The organism is Chitinibacter bivalviorum (assembly GCF_013403565.1).
GTDB lineage: Bacteria > Pseudomonadota > Gammaproteobacteria > Burkholderiales > Chitinibacteraceae > Chitinibacter > Chitinibacter bivalviorum.
The window spans coordinates 1,937,583-1,952,237 of sequence record NZ_CP058627.1 but is presented as its reverse complement, the minus strand read 5'-3'; the positions used below and the strand labels follow the sequence as shown (position 1 = coordinate 1,952,237).

The window sequence follows — 14,655 nt, the reverse complement described above, 5'->3', positions numbered from 1 at the left end:
ACGCGATTTGATATCGCGAAACTTATTTTGAATTCTTGTTCAAGTTTGAGCTAAGTAAATGAAATGTACTTAGCTCTCTTACCAATTTCGCCACTGGTAAGCGAAGGTTGGTGTTAGCATTTAACACATCGGTGTAAACTAATCATCCATGCTTGCTGTTTTTATCTAGCTTGACCCTAGAGAGTAGGTCAGGCATGACAAATAAAAAGATAAACCTGTGTAAGTATATTTGAAATTAACTGACTAAAGGATGTTGTATGGGTTTGTTCGATATCTTCCGTAAGAAACCAAAAACAGCATGGGATGCACTAAATGAAGACCCCGTATTTCAGCAGCAAAAAGAGCTATTCGAAGCAATGAGCCTTATGTGCGAGGATGGGGTTGATGCTGATGAGCTGCCAAACGGTCAAGGCGAATTTGGCGTAACACCTTCTAATCCGATTCCTTGCAAGACAATTTTTGGTAGTACTGCATATCTAGGTTGCCTTCGTACACCTGACGGAACCAAGATTGTTTATGAACGCGTTGGTTCATTTGGCTCTGATGCATCCCCCCATCCTGTAGATGCTTATGAAATATCACACCCTAACGGTGAAAAATTGGCAACACTCTTTATATCTCCTTATCAAAAACGTATATCTGGTAAAGCTCCTAGAGGTTTCAAACTTGCCAATATTGAATTACTTAACTAAGACTTGAAACTACTCGATTGCCAGAATAGTGCTGCTGTAGTTGTAACTTATAGCCTATCACTCATGCATTAGATATATTAGAATTAGCACTATTCAAAGTAGCGCCATTTAGCCCACTTTAAGACAATAGAAGTCAAGAGGCGACCTGAAATAATAATTATTTTTATATTTTAAATTTTTTAAGAAAATAAATTACTTGGATTAGATTTAAATGTTGAGTTACATTTATTCAAAATTTTTTAGTCGTAGATATAGCTCTGATGATATAGAGAATTGCATTTGTCTTCTTGAAAATGGAGATAAAATAACTGCAATTAAAAAACTAAACAAGCTGACTACTCGCGGAAATTTAAAAGCGGATGGGATCCTAGGCGAAGTATACTATATAGATAATTATCTAAACGACGCTGTGTATCACTTCAAACGCTCTAGGTTGTCCAATGATACAAATTTAATTTGTTTGTCAAATCACTACTTGGGACTAATTTTCAATAACAAAGCATATGAACATTATGATCGTGGTTTAGCTTCTAGGTATTTTTTGAATGCCGCATTATGGGGACATATTCCAGCTGCTGTGGAATTAGATATTAGCCGTGAACATTTTACTAAATATTATAACGAAAGGCCAGCTAATGATATTCTTGCTCATTGGGTGGGAGACTCTGCTAAAGAAGGCAATCCTCATGCCCAACTTACGCTCGGTATAATATTTTTACTTGAAATATTTTCCTGCATTGATTTTGATTTAGCAGAGGAGTGGTTACTGCGAGCTACATCAGCCCAAGATGGAGAAGCAGAATATTATTTAAGTGTATTATATGGTTGTGGTTGTGGGCATGACATTTCACATATTCATTACAATGCATATAAAGATAAAGCGGATACCGAAAAATCAATAACCTATTTAATACGTGCAATGGAGCATGATAATTGTGATGCATTTGAGCATGCTGCATTCCTATTTACTGTCGGAAACGAGCGGTTTAAAGAAAATATATACCTATCTTACGCTTTGTGTGCACTACTTATGAAATTAAGTGAAGGTCGGGCTAGCGATCGGATTCAATCACTTGGATTACACGAAAGTATAAAAATAACTAATGCAGCTGAAATGGCAAAGGTTAAACATTATGTAGATGCCATAAAGGATAACGGCATTGCTAAGGTTATTTTAGATGCAATTGATGATAACGGCTCATAGCAACTAAGTTGTAAGATCTATCCCCGAGCATCTGAACAAGTAACTGCACTTATTGAAATTGCAATTAAGTTGTAAACCCAAGCTATGTCGCATCGTGCCGATAGGCGCTGGTGGATTCCAATTTTTGCAGCACTAACAGGCGTAGTTATTGGCACATAAATTAAATCTAATGTTCTCAATGGTTTCATTTAATGTATTTAATCATGCAACATGATGTAATATACTATTCTACAAATCAACGGACTGACTAGCGATTGGCAACCAAGGTTAATAATGTAACTGATATTTTATGTACGGGCATTTAACCAACGAAAGCATGTCTTTTTTAATGAAGAGATGGTTGTTTAAGCTATCAGCCCATCACACAGTTTTCACACTGTTAGATACAGCACTTACACGGGTGCAACCCTCGTTAAATATCACTTACACTGATTACACGGCTTTTTTTATAGAAAAAATATATATTAAGTTAAAGCCTTATTTATTTCTCACCTTAATTCAATAGACCTCACCCCTTATTTTTTTCTTGGATGCGGTTTTGTATTGGTTTTACTCGAAAACTTTTTCTCGTAAAACCCCGTGTTTGCCGTGTGCCACTTCAAACACTTAGACTGTACTTACAGGTTGCCAACGTTGGTGGCATTAGGCATGAGCACTGCGGGGGTATAATATACTATAGAATTGATTAGGCTCGGGTGAGAATTCATAATATATGGTTATCTAAAAATAAATTTGCTCAAGCATTATGAATTAATAAAAATCTTGGCTATACAATATTAGGACAGTAGATTCTCTTAGCATATCTATGTGATCGTTTGATTTTGATTTTTATAGATTTTATCTATCGGCATCCCCCCTCAAACAGGGGGGATGTTCGTTGCGTCAAACAATATCCATTAAAGAGCGAACTCCATAGACGGGATCATCAAACGTCATTACTGAATATTGTAATTTAATTGTGCCATCTAGCTGATAATTAAGTATAGGCTGGCGATGCCTGCCTTTTTCTAGATTTAGGATTATTTGTTTCTTCATGTTTGGGTTACGTTTTAAGATTACTTGAGCCGTTTTTTCATTCCCATTAATGATAATTTTGTCAATCAGCGTACGAAATTCTAAATTAAGTTTTGCCCTATAATCACCTTCCGTAGGATCGTACAATTTCGCTAAATACTCATGGGTTCTATTTCTTACGTCTGAATAGCTTTCACCGCTTGTTAAAATACTACCTTTAACGCTCTGGAGTTTTTGGACTTCCATTTTTAATGTGAGTAGCTTTTCTTCCGCATCAAGAACCTTTTTTTCTAGCGCAGCCAATTGAGCAACTAGTGCATTTGGAGGTTTTATTCCAGCATTCGTGGTCTCTAAAAATACCGCTTCAAGTATTTTTAGAGAATCATTTCCTGTAAGTAACGCACCTTCATGTTCTCGAATCTCAGCTTCAATTCTTTTGATTTCAGGTAGATTCATCTGCTGAATGTTAATCGAAAGCAGTAGCCAGACCAGCTTTTGCTCAATATACGCATGGTTCAAAGACTTACAGGTCGTGATCTTCTGACGCCGACTTCTACATTCATATGATGCATAGTTTTTCAACGTCTGACGATGAGATCCTTTCCTTCGTGTAATTGAAGCACCACATGAGCACTGCAGTAGGTGTGCAAGCACATTGTAAAACCCAGCATCTCGACGGCGGCCAGTACTACGAATTTCCACAGCATGCCGTGATTGATTGAATAGTGCCTCTGAAATTACGGATGGGTAGTAATTATGGATAACTAGTCCAGAGCTAACCTTTTTGGATTTTGAAGTTTTATCAGATAGTCTTGGGGCAAACTCCCCAAGAACAGATCGACTAGTCAAAATTCTGTAAATCTGAGCATCAGTAAAAGGTCTTTTAGGGTATGCCCAATTCTCTTCATTGGCCTTGTGTGATATTGCAAGTGATCCCAATCCCGCCGCGGAATGCTCAAAAATTTTGCATATCGTTTCAGCAAATTCTGGAACAAGCTCAAATTTTGTATCAACTTTAGTTACCCATGCAGGTGTTTTGCCAAAAATAGGTTCTGGTCTATCTGAAATTAAAGCTGCATCTCGACGCCGATTCCACGCATCACGGATGCGCTTAGACTTAACCACACTTTCTTCATGTGCCCGAGCCATACTTATAAGACTAACAAGCAATGGAGTAATTTCGCTTAATGACTCCCGCGTGAATATGCGTCTATCAATTAAAGTTACAACAAGAATGCCTGCATCAATAATTTTTTTCAGTAATTCCAACGCTTCTAAAGGTTCAGCTCTACTTAAACGATCAAAGTTTTCAATTAATAGATAACTTCCAGATTTGATTTTTCCATCAAAAACCGCATCCAAGAATGCCCCTAAACTCGCACGAAGATTGGAGGCATCAAACCCTGAAACCCCCAAGTCACGGAAACTATCAGGGCATAGCTCAACTCCATTTTCAGCGCACCATCGGCGTGCTTGCTCAGTCTGGCGTTCAAGTGAAGCTCCTTGAATTTGTCGTGAGTCAGAAAAACGAATATATGAATAAGCAATTGCCATTGTTGCCACCAAGTAGTAAATTTTATGTACTTATTATATATATGGCTCGCCAAGAGAAGTAAGCAAGAGAAGGCGACCCGGGCGAAAAGCGCTCCGCGCAGCCCTCACCTCGTCGCGAGCCAAACGATAAAACAGTTTGTCTCGCTCCTCACCTCGGTTTTCGCTACACGGGAATTCAAACCCCAGAGCCAACAGTGCGACTTCGTATCAACACGTTATCTGAACATTACCCTTAGTTGGTGGGTATATGATTGAAGGCATTTTTTAGATTGATCTTTGAAGATATACCTCGTGGTATTAATGGCTAATTGAAAGCTAGCCGAGTAACACCCGCTTAGAATTTACAGGTTTATTGTGCGTATAAGTTAAGGCATCCAGCGTGGATGCAAGGAGCTTGAAAATGTGTACCACCTGCGGTTGCGGTCATGGCGAAACGACGATCAATGGCATTGCTCCGGTACGGCGAAAACGCGCCGCTGCTACGGCTGGGGTGGGGCACAGCTATCGCCTGCCGGGTCACGCCGAACACGCGCCCACTGGCCCGCTGGGCGCTGCGCACGCACCTGACGTTGATCCCGAGCGTACCATCCGGCTTGAGCACGATATTTTGGCCAGCAACGACGCGCTGGCCGCGCAAAATCGCGCGCGTCTGGCGGCGCAAGGCATCTTCGCGCTCAATCTGGTATCCAGCCCCGGCTCGGGCAAAACGACTTTGCTGGTTGAAACAATCAAGCAATGGAAACAATCGCAACAATTGCAGAAGCACCCCGCAGTGGCGGTGATCGAGGGCGATCAGCAAACCGCGAACGACGCCGACCGCATCCGCGCGACGGGCGCACCGGCGGTGCAAATCAATACCGGTAAAGGCTGTCACCTCGATGCGCATATGGTGGCGGGCGCGATCGATACCTTGGCGGGTGAACAGGCGCTGGCGGACAACAGCTTGCTGCTGATCGAAAACGTCGGCAACTTGGTTTGCCCAGCGGCGTTTGATCTGGGCGAAGCGCATAAAGTGGCGATATTGTCGGTGACCGAGGGCGAAGACAAACCGCTGAAATACCCCGATATGTTCCGCGCGGCCGATTTGATGATTTTGAGCAAAACCGATTTGCTGCCGTATCTGGATTTTGACGTTGAGGCGGCGATTGCGATGGCGCGGCAAGTGCGACCAAATCTCGAAGTCATTTGCCTTTCGACCAAAACGGGCGAGGGCATGGATCAATGGCTCGCTTGGCTCAAAGCCGGTTGCCGCCAAGCGCAGCAATAATTGATCATGCGCCAGCAAATCAGGGTACGCGGCATCGTGCAGGGGGTGGGGTTTCGCCCCTTTGTGTATCGCTTGGCGCACGAACTGGGCGTCACTGGCTGGGTGCGCAATGACGGGCAGGGCGTTACAATAGCAATCGACGCTGCACCTGATTTGCAAGCTGAGTTTGCGCGCCGTTTGCGTTTTGATGCGCCGCCGCTGGCGAAAATTGACGATCTTCAGATCACGCCGATTGCAGCCAACGAGCCATTCCCCGATTTTCGTATTCTGGATAGCGCTCTTGGCGGTGAAGCTAACACCGCCGCGACCCCTGCTGCAACAATTGGTGCAGATAGCACCATTTGCCCCGCCTGCCTTGCCGAGCTGTTTGACCCCAACAACCGTCGTTATCGCTACGCCTTTATCAATTGCACCGACTGCGGCCCGCGCTACACCTTGGTGTCGCGTCTGCCATACGACCGAGCCAATACCAGCATGGCGGGCTTTGCCCAATGTCCGCCATGCCAGAGTGAATACACCAATCCACTGCATCGGCGCTTTCACGCCGAGCCCAACGCCTGCCCCGATTGCGGGCCGCAACTGCAATTGCTTGATGCGCACGGCAAGGTCACTTCTGCTGATGCGATTGAGCAAACCTTGGCCTTGCTGACTGTAGGCAAGATCGTCGCGATCAAAGGCTTGGGCGGTTTTCATCTGGTGTGCGATGCACGCAATGCAGAAGCCGTCGCCACGCTGCGCGAGCGCAAAAATCGTGAAGAAAAACCGCTGGCGATTATGGTGGCCAATGTCGCTTCGCTGGCGGGCATCGCCAATATGACTCAGGCTGAGCAAGCGTGGCTAGAAAGCGGCGCAAGGCCGATTGTGTTACTGGAAAAAGCGGCAGGCGTGGATACAATACTTAAGGGTATAGCGCCGCAGGTCAATTCAATCGGTGTGTTGCTGCCCTATACGCCAATACAGTATTTGTTATTTCACGAAGCCGCAGGCCGCCCGGCTGGTGTGGCGTGGTTGCAGCAAGCGCAGCCGCTGGCGCTAGTAATGACCAGTGCCAATCCGCATGGCGAGCCATTGGTGATCAGCAATGATGAAGCAATGACTCATCTGGCCGGTATTGCCGATGCCTTATTAATTCATAATCGCGACATCGTGATTCGTTGCGACGACAGTGTGTTGCGCGTCGATACACACGGTGCGCCGCAATTTATCCGCCGTGCCCGTGGCTATACGCCACGCGCAATTTCTCTCTCGACAACGTCTGAACCCGTGCTGGCGCTGGGCGGATTTTTCAAAAATACGCTGTGCGTGACGCGGGGCGAGCAAGCGTATTTATCGCAATACATCGGCGATATGGATCGCGTTACAAACTGTTTAGCGCTGGAAGCCGCGAGCGAGCATTTGCTGCATTTATTGCAAGTGCAGCCGCGCCGTATCGCGCACGATAAACACCCCGACTTTTTCAGCACACAGCTTGCGCAGCGCCTCGCCGCCGAGTTGTCGAAAGATGGGCAGATTCCGTGTATCGCGGTGCAGCACCACCACGCGCATGTCGCGGCAGTGTTGGCCGAACATCATTTGGACGAGCCTGTACTTGGCCTTGCACTCGATGGCGTAGGGTTGGGCAACGATGGTACGGCATGGGGTGGCGAGCTACTGCTCGTCGATGGCGCTGATTTTCAACGCCTCGGCCATTTGCGCCCGATCGCCATGCCCGGTGGCGATAAAGCCGCGCGCGAGCCGTGGCGTATGGCCGCAGCGGCGCTGGCGATGCAGGGGCGGGGCGACGAGATTGCGACACGCTTTGCTGCACAATCGGGCGCAGGCCTCATCGCGCAAATGCTGACGCGCACTCTACCCGCTTCTCATCAGATCAGTACGACCAGCATGGGCCGCTATTTTGACGCCGCTGCAGGTTTGCTCGGCATCACGCCGGTAATGAGTTTTGAAGCACAAGCGGCGATGCAGCTGGAAGGTTTGGCCGCCAAATATGGTGACTGCCTGATAGAGGATGGATTGTTTGAGCTGACCGATATCACGAAGCCGACTGGCTTTATCTCGCAATTAGATCTGTCAGCGTTGCTGGCACGAGTGGCCGATTGTCGCGAGGTCGCCTACGGCGCTGCGCTATTTCATGCGGTACTGATTACAGCGCTGGCCGATTGGGTAGCGCTCGCCGCCGAGCGAACTGGCATCCGCGTGGTCGCGGGCGGTGGCGGCTGTTTTCTCAATGCTGTTCTACTTCGCGGCCTGCAGGCAGCGCTGGCAAAACGCGGTTTACGTTTTTATACCAACCAAAACCTGCCGTGCGGTGATGGCGGCTTGTCGCTGGGGCAGGCTTGGGTGGCGCAACGTACGGTGCTGTAAAAACAGCGGCGATACTGGCTGGCCCAGTACTTGAGTTCACGCCCCGCGCTGACTGTTGCTTTCATGTAGGCTTTAGTGCTTTTTGAATTTGCATCAAACCAATTAATCATTTGCCGTGCTTCAATCGTCTGAGAACGCCATCTCATCAAGGAATTGCCATGTGTCTCGCTATCCCCGCACGTGTGACCGAATTACTCGACGGCGATCAGGCGCGGATCGAGTTGAGTGGCGTGCATAAAGTGGTGTCAATTGCGCTGGTCGAGGAGGTTGCCGTTGGCGATTATCTGATCGTGCATGTCGGCTTTGCCATCGGCAAGCTCGACCCCGACGAGGCGGCGCAAACGCTGGCGCTGTTTGCCCAGATGGGCTCGTCCGTGGACCCTGCAACCCTGATCTGAGTGACCTCGATGAAATACGTAGACGAATTTCGTGATGGTGAGCTGGCGCGTGCTTTGGCCAATGCGATTGCCAAGGCCGCCGATCCGGCGCGCACCTACCGGCTGATGGAGTTTTGCGGCGGGCATACGCATGCGATTTCGCGTTATGGCCTGCTCGATTTGCTGCCGCCCAATGTTCGGATGATCCACGGTCCGGGCTGTCCGGTTTGCGTGCTGCCGATCGGCCGCATTGATAGTGCGATTGCGCTGGCGACGCAACATGATGTGATTTTATGCACCTACGCCGACACGATGCGCGTACCGGCCAGCGGTGGCTTGTCGCTCTTTAAAGCCAAAGCGCAGGGTGCCGATATTCGCATGGTGTATTCGTGTGACGATGCACTGCGCATCGCGCAGGAAAACCCAAGCCGCGAAGTCGTGTTTTTTGCGATTGGTTTCGAGACCACCACGCCGCCGACTGCTGCGATTATCTTGCAAGCGGCGCGGCTCAATCTGACTAACTTCAGCGTGTTCTGCAATCACGTACTGACGCCCGCGGCGATGGTGCACATTATGGAATCCGAACAGGACCCTGCTGCGGTGGCCATCGATGGTTTCGTCGGCCCCGCGCACGTCAGCACCGTGATCGGCTCGGCGCCGTACGAAGCGTTTGTCGCGCGCTATCAGCGCCCCGTGGTGATCGCCGGTTTTGAGCCACTGGATGTGATTCAATCGATACTGATGCTGGTGCTGCAAATCAACGAGGGCAGAGCGGAAGTCGAAAACGAATTCACCCGCGCTGTTACGCGCGAAGGTAACCGCAAAGCGCAGGCCATGTGCGGGCAGGTGTTTGAGATGCGCGAGAGTTTTGATTGGCGCGGTCTGGGCGAAGTGCCGTACAGCGCGCTAAAAATCCGCCCCGAATTTGCCCAATTCGATGCCGAATTGCGCTACCAAATTGCCTATCTACAAGTGCCCGACCACAAAGCCTGCGAATGCGCCGCGATATTGCGCGGCCATAAACGCCCCACCGATTGCAAAGTGTTCGGCACAGTCTGTACGCCCGATCACCCGATTGGCGCGTGTATGGTGTCGTCGGAAGGCGCATGCGCAGCGCATTATACTTATGGGCGGTTTAGGGTGGTTTGAGTAGGATGGGTGGAGCGTAGCGATACCCATCACCGAGCTAACAAAATATCCAAATAGGAGCTTTCATGACCAGTTACCGTCGTGATCGTACCTGTGGTGGCACATGGTTCTTTACCGTTAATCTTGCCGAACGTCATCGACAATTACTGGTGGAGCATATCGATGTATTGCGTGAATCATTTCGACAGGTGATGCGTGTTCATCCGTTCACAATTGACGGCATTGTGGTATTGCCTGAGCATTTGCACGCCATTCTCACTTTACCTGAGGGCGATGCGGATTACGGTATGCGTTGGCGGCTCATCAAAACCGAATTTTCCCGTTCACTTGAGCGTGTGGAACGAATATCGGCCAGTCGGCGCGGTAAAGGCGAGAGGGGTATCTGGCAACGGCGATATTGGGAGCACCTGATTCGCGATGAAAATGATTTTGTACGTCATCTGGATTATCTGCATTTCAATCCGGTGAAACATGGCCATGCACAACACGTTTGCGATTGGCCTTGGTCTTCTTTTCACCGTTATGTGAAATTAGGTGTGTTGCCAGTCAATTGGGGTGATGGTATTGATATTGATATTGATGGTGAATTTGGGGAGATATGATGGGTATCGCTACGCTCCACCCATCCTACGGGTTTATGGGCGATTTAGAGGGAGATTGCAGCATTAAAGGAACAATAGGATATGTCTGTATCACGAAATTATTTAGCAATTGTAAGTAGCATACTTGCATTATCAACTGTAATGATTATTTGGCCTGAACTATTTTTGTTTTCGAAAACTGTTCGACTCCCTGATTGGGTTTTACCATTTCCTACAATTTTTACTTTGTATTTTGTGGGGTCATGCCTAGCTCTTTTGAGTTGTTTACCTGTTGTATATTTTACTGATTCAATTTCAACTCTGTTTGATAGATTGCTTGTAGTTGTGTTGTTATCTCCATTAGTCCCAGTTATCATTTTTGCTGTTAATTTCACTGGTAGTGGTGTGTTTTCTGTAATTAATTCTATTTTTCAGTACTTATGGATTGTTATTTTTCATTTGGCTTTGCCTGTGTTTTTGTTGTGTCTAATTCGCTATTTAGTTAATCGAATGTGAAAATTTGTTTGTAATTGAACGTGTAGTTCGTAACTCGTAGGATGGGTGGAGCGCAGCGATACCCATCATTATTGCCAAAGGTGGTATCGCTTTGCTCCACCCTCCCGACGTACCGTTGAATAACTTATCAGGACAATATGAAAACCTACACCCGTCCCCTCGATTTCAAGCATGGCCGTGTTGATATGACGCATGGCAGTGGTGGCCGCGCGATGGCGCAGTTGATTGATGAATTGTTCGTCAAGCACTTCGTCAAACACTGTTCTAATGACATGCTGGCTGAGCAGGGTGATGGGGCCTGCTTTGCGCTGCCGGCGGGTGCTGGGCGCATGGTGATGGCGACCGATAGCCATGTGGTGTCGCCGCTGTTTTTCCCCGGTGGCGATATTGGCTGTCTGTCGGTGCATGGCACGATTAATGATGTGGCGATGATGGGCGCCAAGCCCTTGTATCTGAGCGCGAGCTTTATCTTAGAAGAAGGCTTTCCGCTGGCTGATTTGCAGCGCATCGTGATCTCGATGGCCAATGCGGCGCGCGAGGCGGGCGTGGTGATTATTACGGGTGACACCAAGGTGGTCGAAGAAGGTAAGGGCGATGGCGTCTTTATTACGACGACGGGGATTGGTGTAATGCCTGAGGGTATTGCTCTAAGGGCTTCAAATATCAAGGTTGGTGATAAGATACTAGTGTCGGGTATGCTGGGCGATCACGGCGTGGCGATTATGTCGCAGCGCGAAAACCTGACTTTCGAGACGACGATTCAATCCGATACCGCCGCACTGCACGGGCTAGTCGCCGCGATACTGGATGCCGTACCGAATCTGCATGTCTTGCGCGACCCAACGCGCGGTGGGCTGGCGACGGTATTGAATGAATTTGCCAAAGCCAGCGGCCACGGCATGGTGATCCAAGAAAAATCCATCCCCGTGCGAGCCGAAGTCGCCGCTGCGTGCGAGCTGCTGGGGCTTGACCCTTTGTACGTCGCCAATGAAGGCAAGCTGGTGGCGTTTTGTGCCAGCGACGACGCCGAGGCCTTGCTGGCTGCAATGCAAGCCCACCCACTCGGGAGAGATGCGGCGATCATTGGTGAAGTGATTGCCGACGAGCACGCTTTTGTGCAAATGAATACTGCCTTCGGTGGCCGGCGTATGGTCGATTGGCTCAATGGCGAGCAATTGCCACGTATTTGCTGAGAACTCGATTTGATTCGCTAACGAGCTCACGCGAGCAAGGCTGCGGTTTGGCGCCAGCATCTGCCCGCATTGAGCAGCGCTACCATCAGGCGCGACAGATTATGCAACGCCGCCACGGGTAGTTCAGCGCGAAAGTGAAGTCGGCGCTATGCTAATGCCTGTCTATCAAAGTAATCATTGGGCAGGATATGCAAATCAAAGTTGCGCAAATATTAAGCGGCTTAGCGTGCTTTTGTCTGGTGTTTTTCTGCCAGAGTGCGGTATTCGCGCAGTTACCCGCTTTGCTCAATGCGGCTGAGAACAGCCCCGCTCCCGAGCGCCAATCGATTGCCATTGCCGATATTCCAAGCCAAATTAGCTCCGATCAGATCTTGTTGCAAGACATGATTAAACGCAGCGCAAATGCCGCGCCGGTGACTGATTTCAAGCCCGAATTAGCGGCGATGAATACGGCGGCGAGCCAGTTGGGGCAGCATATTAATGTGAGAAAACTGGCGGCAATGTCTTTTTCACGCTTGGAAACGTTGGATCGCCATTTAAGCTTTATTGATCAGCAAGCAAGCGCATTACAGGCCGCGCTGACGGTGAGTACGCAGCCTTTGTCCGAGGATATTGCTCAGCTCACTGTCCGCCGCGCTTTATGGCGTGAGACGACGCGGGAAAATACCGGGCTTTTATCGCAGCAATTGCAGAAAAGCATAGAGCAACTGGATCAGGATTTTACGAGCGCAGAGCTGGCCGTTTCTACCCCGTTAAATGCGCTGATGAGCCTGAATCAGCAAGTCGGCGGCTTGCGCAATAGTTTGCTGGATCAGCAAAAGATCGTGCGCCAGTACATCGCCAATACCGATAAATTATTGTGGAATATCGATTCGCCGAGCTTGTGGTCTGCGATGTTCAACGCCGATGTGAGCCAAAGCATCAACAAAGACCAGCTCGCCGATAGCTTTGCGATTGAAACCGAGTTTATGCAGCAATCCCAGCAATCTAGCCGCGGCTTGCATTCGCTGTTGCTGGTGCTGATTGCGGTGTTGCTGATTTTGCTCTTGTGGCTGGCAAAACAAGCCAAGTCTTTGCCGCCAGATTTGATGCAGGCGCGTTATCGTCCGATCTTAGCCCGCCCCATCTCAGCTTGGTTGCTGCTCTCTACCACGATTTATCTGATCGAAAATGTAAACGGCTCGTATCTGCGGCTGCAGATTTTGCTGCTGCTGGCTTGGTTGCCCGTCATGCGGCTGCAGTCGGTGCGGATGCATCAAGCTGTTGGGGTATGGATGTACAGCACGCTGCTGTTCTTTTTTGTGCATGTAATGGGTAATGTCGTGGCCTATGAGCCACTGGAGTTCCGGCTCTGTCTACTGCTCAATGCCAGTTTAATGCTTGGCACTATGCTGGTGATACTGATGAGGCTAAGGGCAAGAAAACTGGATCTGAGCCCTCGGATTCAACAGCTTTCGATGGGCTTTGTCGGCCTTGCGGGCGCATTGATGGTCGTAGCACTGCTGTGCAATGTATTTGGCAATGTCCATCTTGCAACCTTGCTGGTGCAAGGTACTTTGTACAGCATCTATATGGGTTTATTTATTCTTGCGGCGCGAAATACGGTGCTGGCGTATGTGCGCTTATTTCTGACAAGTAGTACGCCCCAACTGCTGCAACGTACCCAGCATGCGCATCGTTTGTTTGGGGTTTCGCAGCGCTTATTTAATTTGGCACTGATGTTGGCGTGGCTGATTGGGGTGTTGGATACCTTTCGGGTGTTACGTTCGACACAGGATATGCTGGCGGCGCTCGGTGCGTTTACTCTGGCATTTGGTTCAATCTCGATTACGGTGGGTGGTATCGCGCTATTTTTTGTTTCGGTGTATTTGTCATTCTGGTTGGCGCAAACGCTGCGCAGTATTTTGAGCGAAGACGTCTTGCCGCATATGACGCTACCGCGAGGCGTGGCCAATAGCGTTTCGACGATGTCGTATTATTTTTTGCTGATGCTCGGCTTGATGGTGGCACTCAGCGCGGCAGGTTTTCAATTGACTCAATTGGCCATGGTGCTGGGCGCGTTGAGCGTGGGGATCGGTTTTGGCTTGCAAACGGTGGTCAATAATTTTGTATCCGGTTTGATATTAATGGTGGAGCGCCCGATTCAGCCTGGCGATACCGTAGAGCTGTCTGGTACGACAGGTAGCATTCGCGACATTGGAATGCGTACCACGACCCTGTCTACTTTTGATGGCGCGGATGTGGTGGTACCCAACGGGATGCTGCTGTCCGAAAAACTCATCAATTGGACATTAAATAATCAGCGCCGTCGGATTGAGATTCCGATCGGCGTGAGCTATGACTGTGACCCTCGATCCGTGCAGGCGATTTTGCTGGAGGTCGCTCGCAAGACGCCGGGCGTTAGTTTGGAGCCAGCACCTGCCGCCGTCTTTATGGGCTTTGGGGAAAGTTCACTCGACTTTAGCGTACGTGCTTGGACCGATCATTTTGATCAATGGTTGATGATACGTAGCGAAATGGCTTTGGAAATACACGCAGCGTTAAAAGCGGCCAATATTGAAATACCTTATCCACAGCGTGATATTCACATTCGCACCGTGGCTGATAAGACCATCACGGGTAATGCTGATTAAGATAGGCAGATTACTCACTGATAATTAACGGCTGTTAATTTCTTTTGTTGTAATTTAATTGATTGTTTTTGGTAATTATTTGGTGGCTTGTGTATTACATTCGTGTGATCGGGT

At 48.6% G+C, this 14,655-nt stretch carries 11 protein-coding genes; 9 read left to right on the top strand and 2 right to left on the bottom strand.

Features of this window, described 5'->3' with window-relative positions:
- Window positions 1-257: 257 nt before the first annotated feature.
- The gene (locus HQ393_RS09235) at window positions 258-692 is read left to right on the top strand and encodes a hypothetical protein (RefSeq protein WP_179354932.1); all 435 of its coding nucleotides are present in this window, start codon (window positions 258-260) and stop codon (window positions 690-692) included.
- Window positions 693-903: 211 nt separating this feature from the next.
- Window positions 904-1,896: an SEL1-like repeat protein gene (locus tag HQ393_RS09230; RefSeq protein WP_179354931.1), complete on the top strand. Its 993-nt coding sequence runs from the start codon at window positions 904-906 to the stop codon at window positions 1,894-1,896.
- An 882-nt stretch (window positions 1,897-2,778) separates the two neighbouring features.
- On the opposite strand, the gene HQ393_RS09225 is transcribed toward HQ393_RS09230, so the two are convergent.
- Window positions 2,779-4,464 (bottom strand): recombinase family protein, encoded by a 1,686-nt coding sequence (locus HQ393_RS09225; RefSeq protein WP_179354930.1) that lies wholly within the window; start codon window positions 4,462-4,464, stop codon window positions 2,779-2,781.
- Between the two features lie 400 nt (window positions 4,465-4,864).
- Here HQ393_RS09225 and hypB point away from each other — a divergent pair, with 400 nt between their 5' ends.
- The 5 genes from hypB (at window position 4,865) to HQ393_RS09200 (ending at window position 10,220) form a co-directional block, all read left to right on the top strand.
- Complete coding sequence (hypB, locus tag HQ393_RS09220; protein ID WP_179354929.1) at window positions 4,865-5,731, top strand: hydrogenase nickel incorporation protein HypB; 867 nt, start codon at window positions 4,865-4,867, stop codon at window positions 5,729-5,731.
- 6 nt (window positions 5,732-5,737) lie between these two features.
- Window positions 5,738-8,092 carry a carbamoyltransferase HypF gene (gene hypF, locus HQ393_RS09215; RefSeq protein ID WP_179354928.1) on the top strand — a complete coding sequence of 785 codons (2,355 nt, stop codon included), beginning with the start codon at window positions 5,738-5,740 and terminating at the stop codon, window positions 8,090-8,092.
- A gap of 158 nt (window positions 8,093-8,250) precedes the next feature.
- Window positions 8,251-8,490 carry a HypC/HybG/HupF family hydrogenase formation chaperone gene (locus tag HQ393_RS09210; protein WP_179354927.1) on the top strand — a complete coding sequence of 80 codons (240 nt, stop codon included), beginning with the start codon at window positions 8,251-8,253 and terminating at the stop codon, window positions 8,488-8,490.
- Window positions 8,491-8,499: 9 nt separating this feature from the next.
- Window positions 8,500-9,618 carry a hydrogenase formation protein HypD gene (gene hypD / locus HQ393_RS09205; RefSeq protein WP_179354926.1) on the top strand — a complete coding sequence of 373 codons (1,119 nt, stop codon included), beginning with the start codon at window positions 8,500-8,502 and terminating at the stop codon, window positions 9,616-9,618.
- A 65-nt stretch (window positions 9,619-9,683) separates the two neighbouring features.
- Window positions 9,684-10,220 (top strand): REP-associated tyrosine transposase, encoded by a 537-nt coding sequence (locus HQ393_RS09200; RefSeq protein WP_179354925.1) that lies wholly within the window; start codon window positions 9,684-9,686, stop codon window positions 10,218-10,220.
- Between the two features lie 98 nt (window positions 10,221-10,318).
- On the opposite strand, the gene HQ393_RS09195 is transcribed toward HQ393_RS09200, so the two are convergent.
- The gene (locus HQ393_RS09195) at window positions 10,319-10,594 is read right to left on the bottom strand and encodes a hypothetical protein (protein ID WP_179354924.1); all 276 of its coding nucleotides are present in this window, start codon (window positions 10,592-10,594) and stop codon (window positions 10,319-10,321) included.
- Between the two features lie 258 nt (window positions 10,595-10,852).
- Between HQ393_RS09195 and hypE the strand changes: the two genes are divergently transcribed.
- Window positions 10,853-11,908, top strand: coding sequence for a hydrogenase expression/formation protein HypE (gene hypE / locus HQ393_RS09190; protein WP_179354923.1), 1,056 nt, complete (start codon window positions 10,853-10,855; stop codon window positions 11,906-11,908).
- Between the two features lie 188 nt (window positions 11,909-12,096).
- The gene (locus HQ393_RS09185; RefSeq protein WP_179354922.1) at window positions 12,097-14,541 is read left to right on the top strand and encodes a mechanosensitive ion channel family protein; all 2,445 of its coding nucleotides are present in this window, start codon (window positions 12,097-12,099) and stop codon (window positions 14,539-14,541) included.
- The last annotated feature ends 114 nt before the right edge of the window (window positions 14,542-14,655 follow it).

Excerpts from the sequence above, each read along its gene's own strand:
- HQ393_RS09235 (WP_179354932.1), top strand. The coding sequence starts at position 258 with ATGGGTTTGTTCGATATCTTCCGTAAGAAACCAAAAACAGCATGGGAT.
- HQ393_RS09230 (WP_179354931.1), top strand. The coding sequence starts at position 904 with ATGTTGAGTTACATTTATTCAAAATTTTTTAGTCGTAGATATAGCTCT.
- HQ393_RS09225 (WP_179354930.1), bottom strand. The coding sequence starts at position 4,464 with ATGGCAATTGCTTATTCATATATTCGTTTTTCTGACTCACGACAAATT.
- hypB (WP_179354929.1), top strand. The coding sequence starts at position 4,865 with ATGTGTACCACCTGCGGTTGCGGTCATGGCGAAACGACGATCAATGGC.
- hypF (WP_179354928.1), top strand. The coding sequence starts at position 5,738 with ATGCGCCAGCAAATCAGGGTACGCGGCATCGTGCAGGGGGTGGGGTTT.
- HQ393_RS09210 (WP_179354927.1), top strand. The coding sequence starts at position 8,251 with ATGTGTCTCGCTATCCCCGCACGTGTGACCGAATTACTCGACGGCGAT.
- hypD (WP_179354926.1), top strand. The coding sequence starts at position 8,500 with ATGAAATACGTAGACGAATTTCGTGATGGTGAGCTGGCGCGTGCTTTG.
- HQ393_RS09200 (WP_179354925.1), top strand. The coding sequence starts at position 9,684 with ATGACCAGTTACCGTCGTGATCGTACCTGTGGTGGCACATGGTTCTTT.
- hypE (WP_179354923.1), top strand. The coding sequence starts at position 10,853 with ATGAAAACCTACACCCGTCCCCTCGATTTCAAGCATGGCCGTGTTGAT.
- HQ393_RS09185 (WP_179354922.1), top strand. The coding sequence starts at position 12,097 with ATGCAAATCAAAGTTGCGCAAATATTAAGCGGCTTAGCGTGCTTTTGT.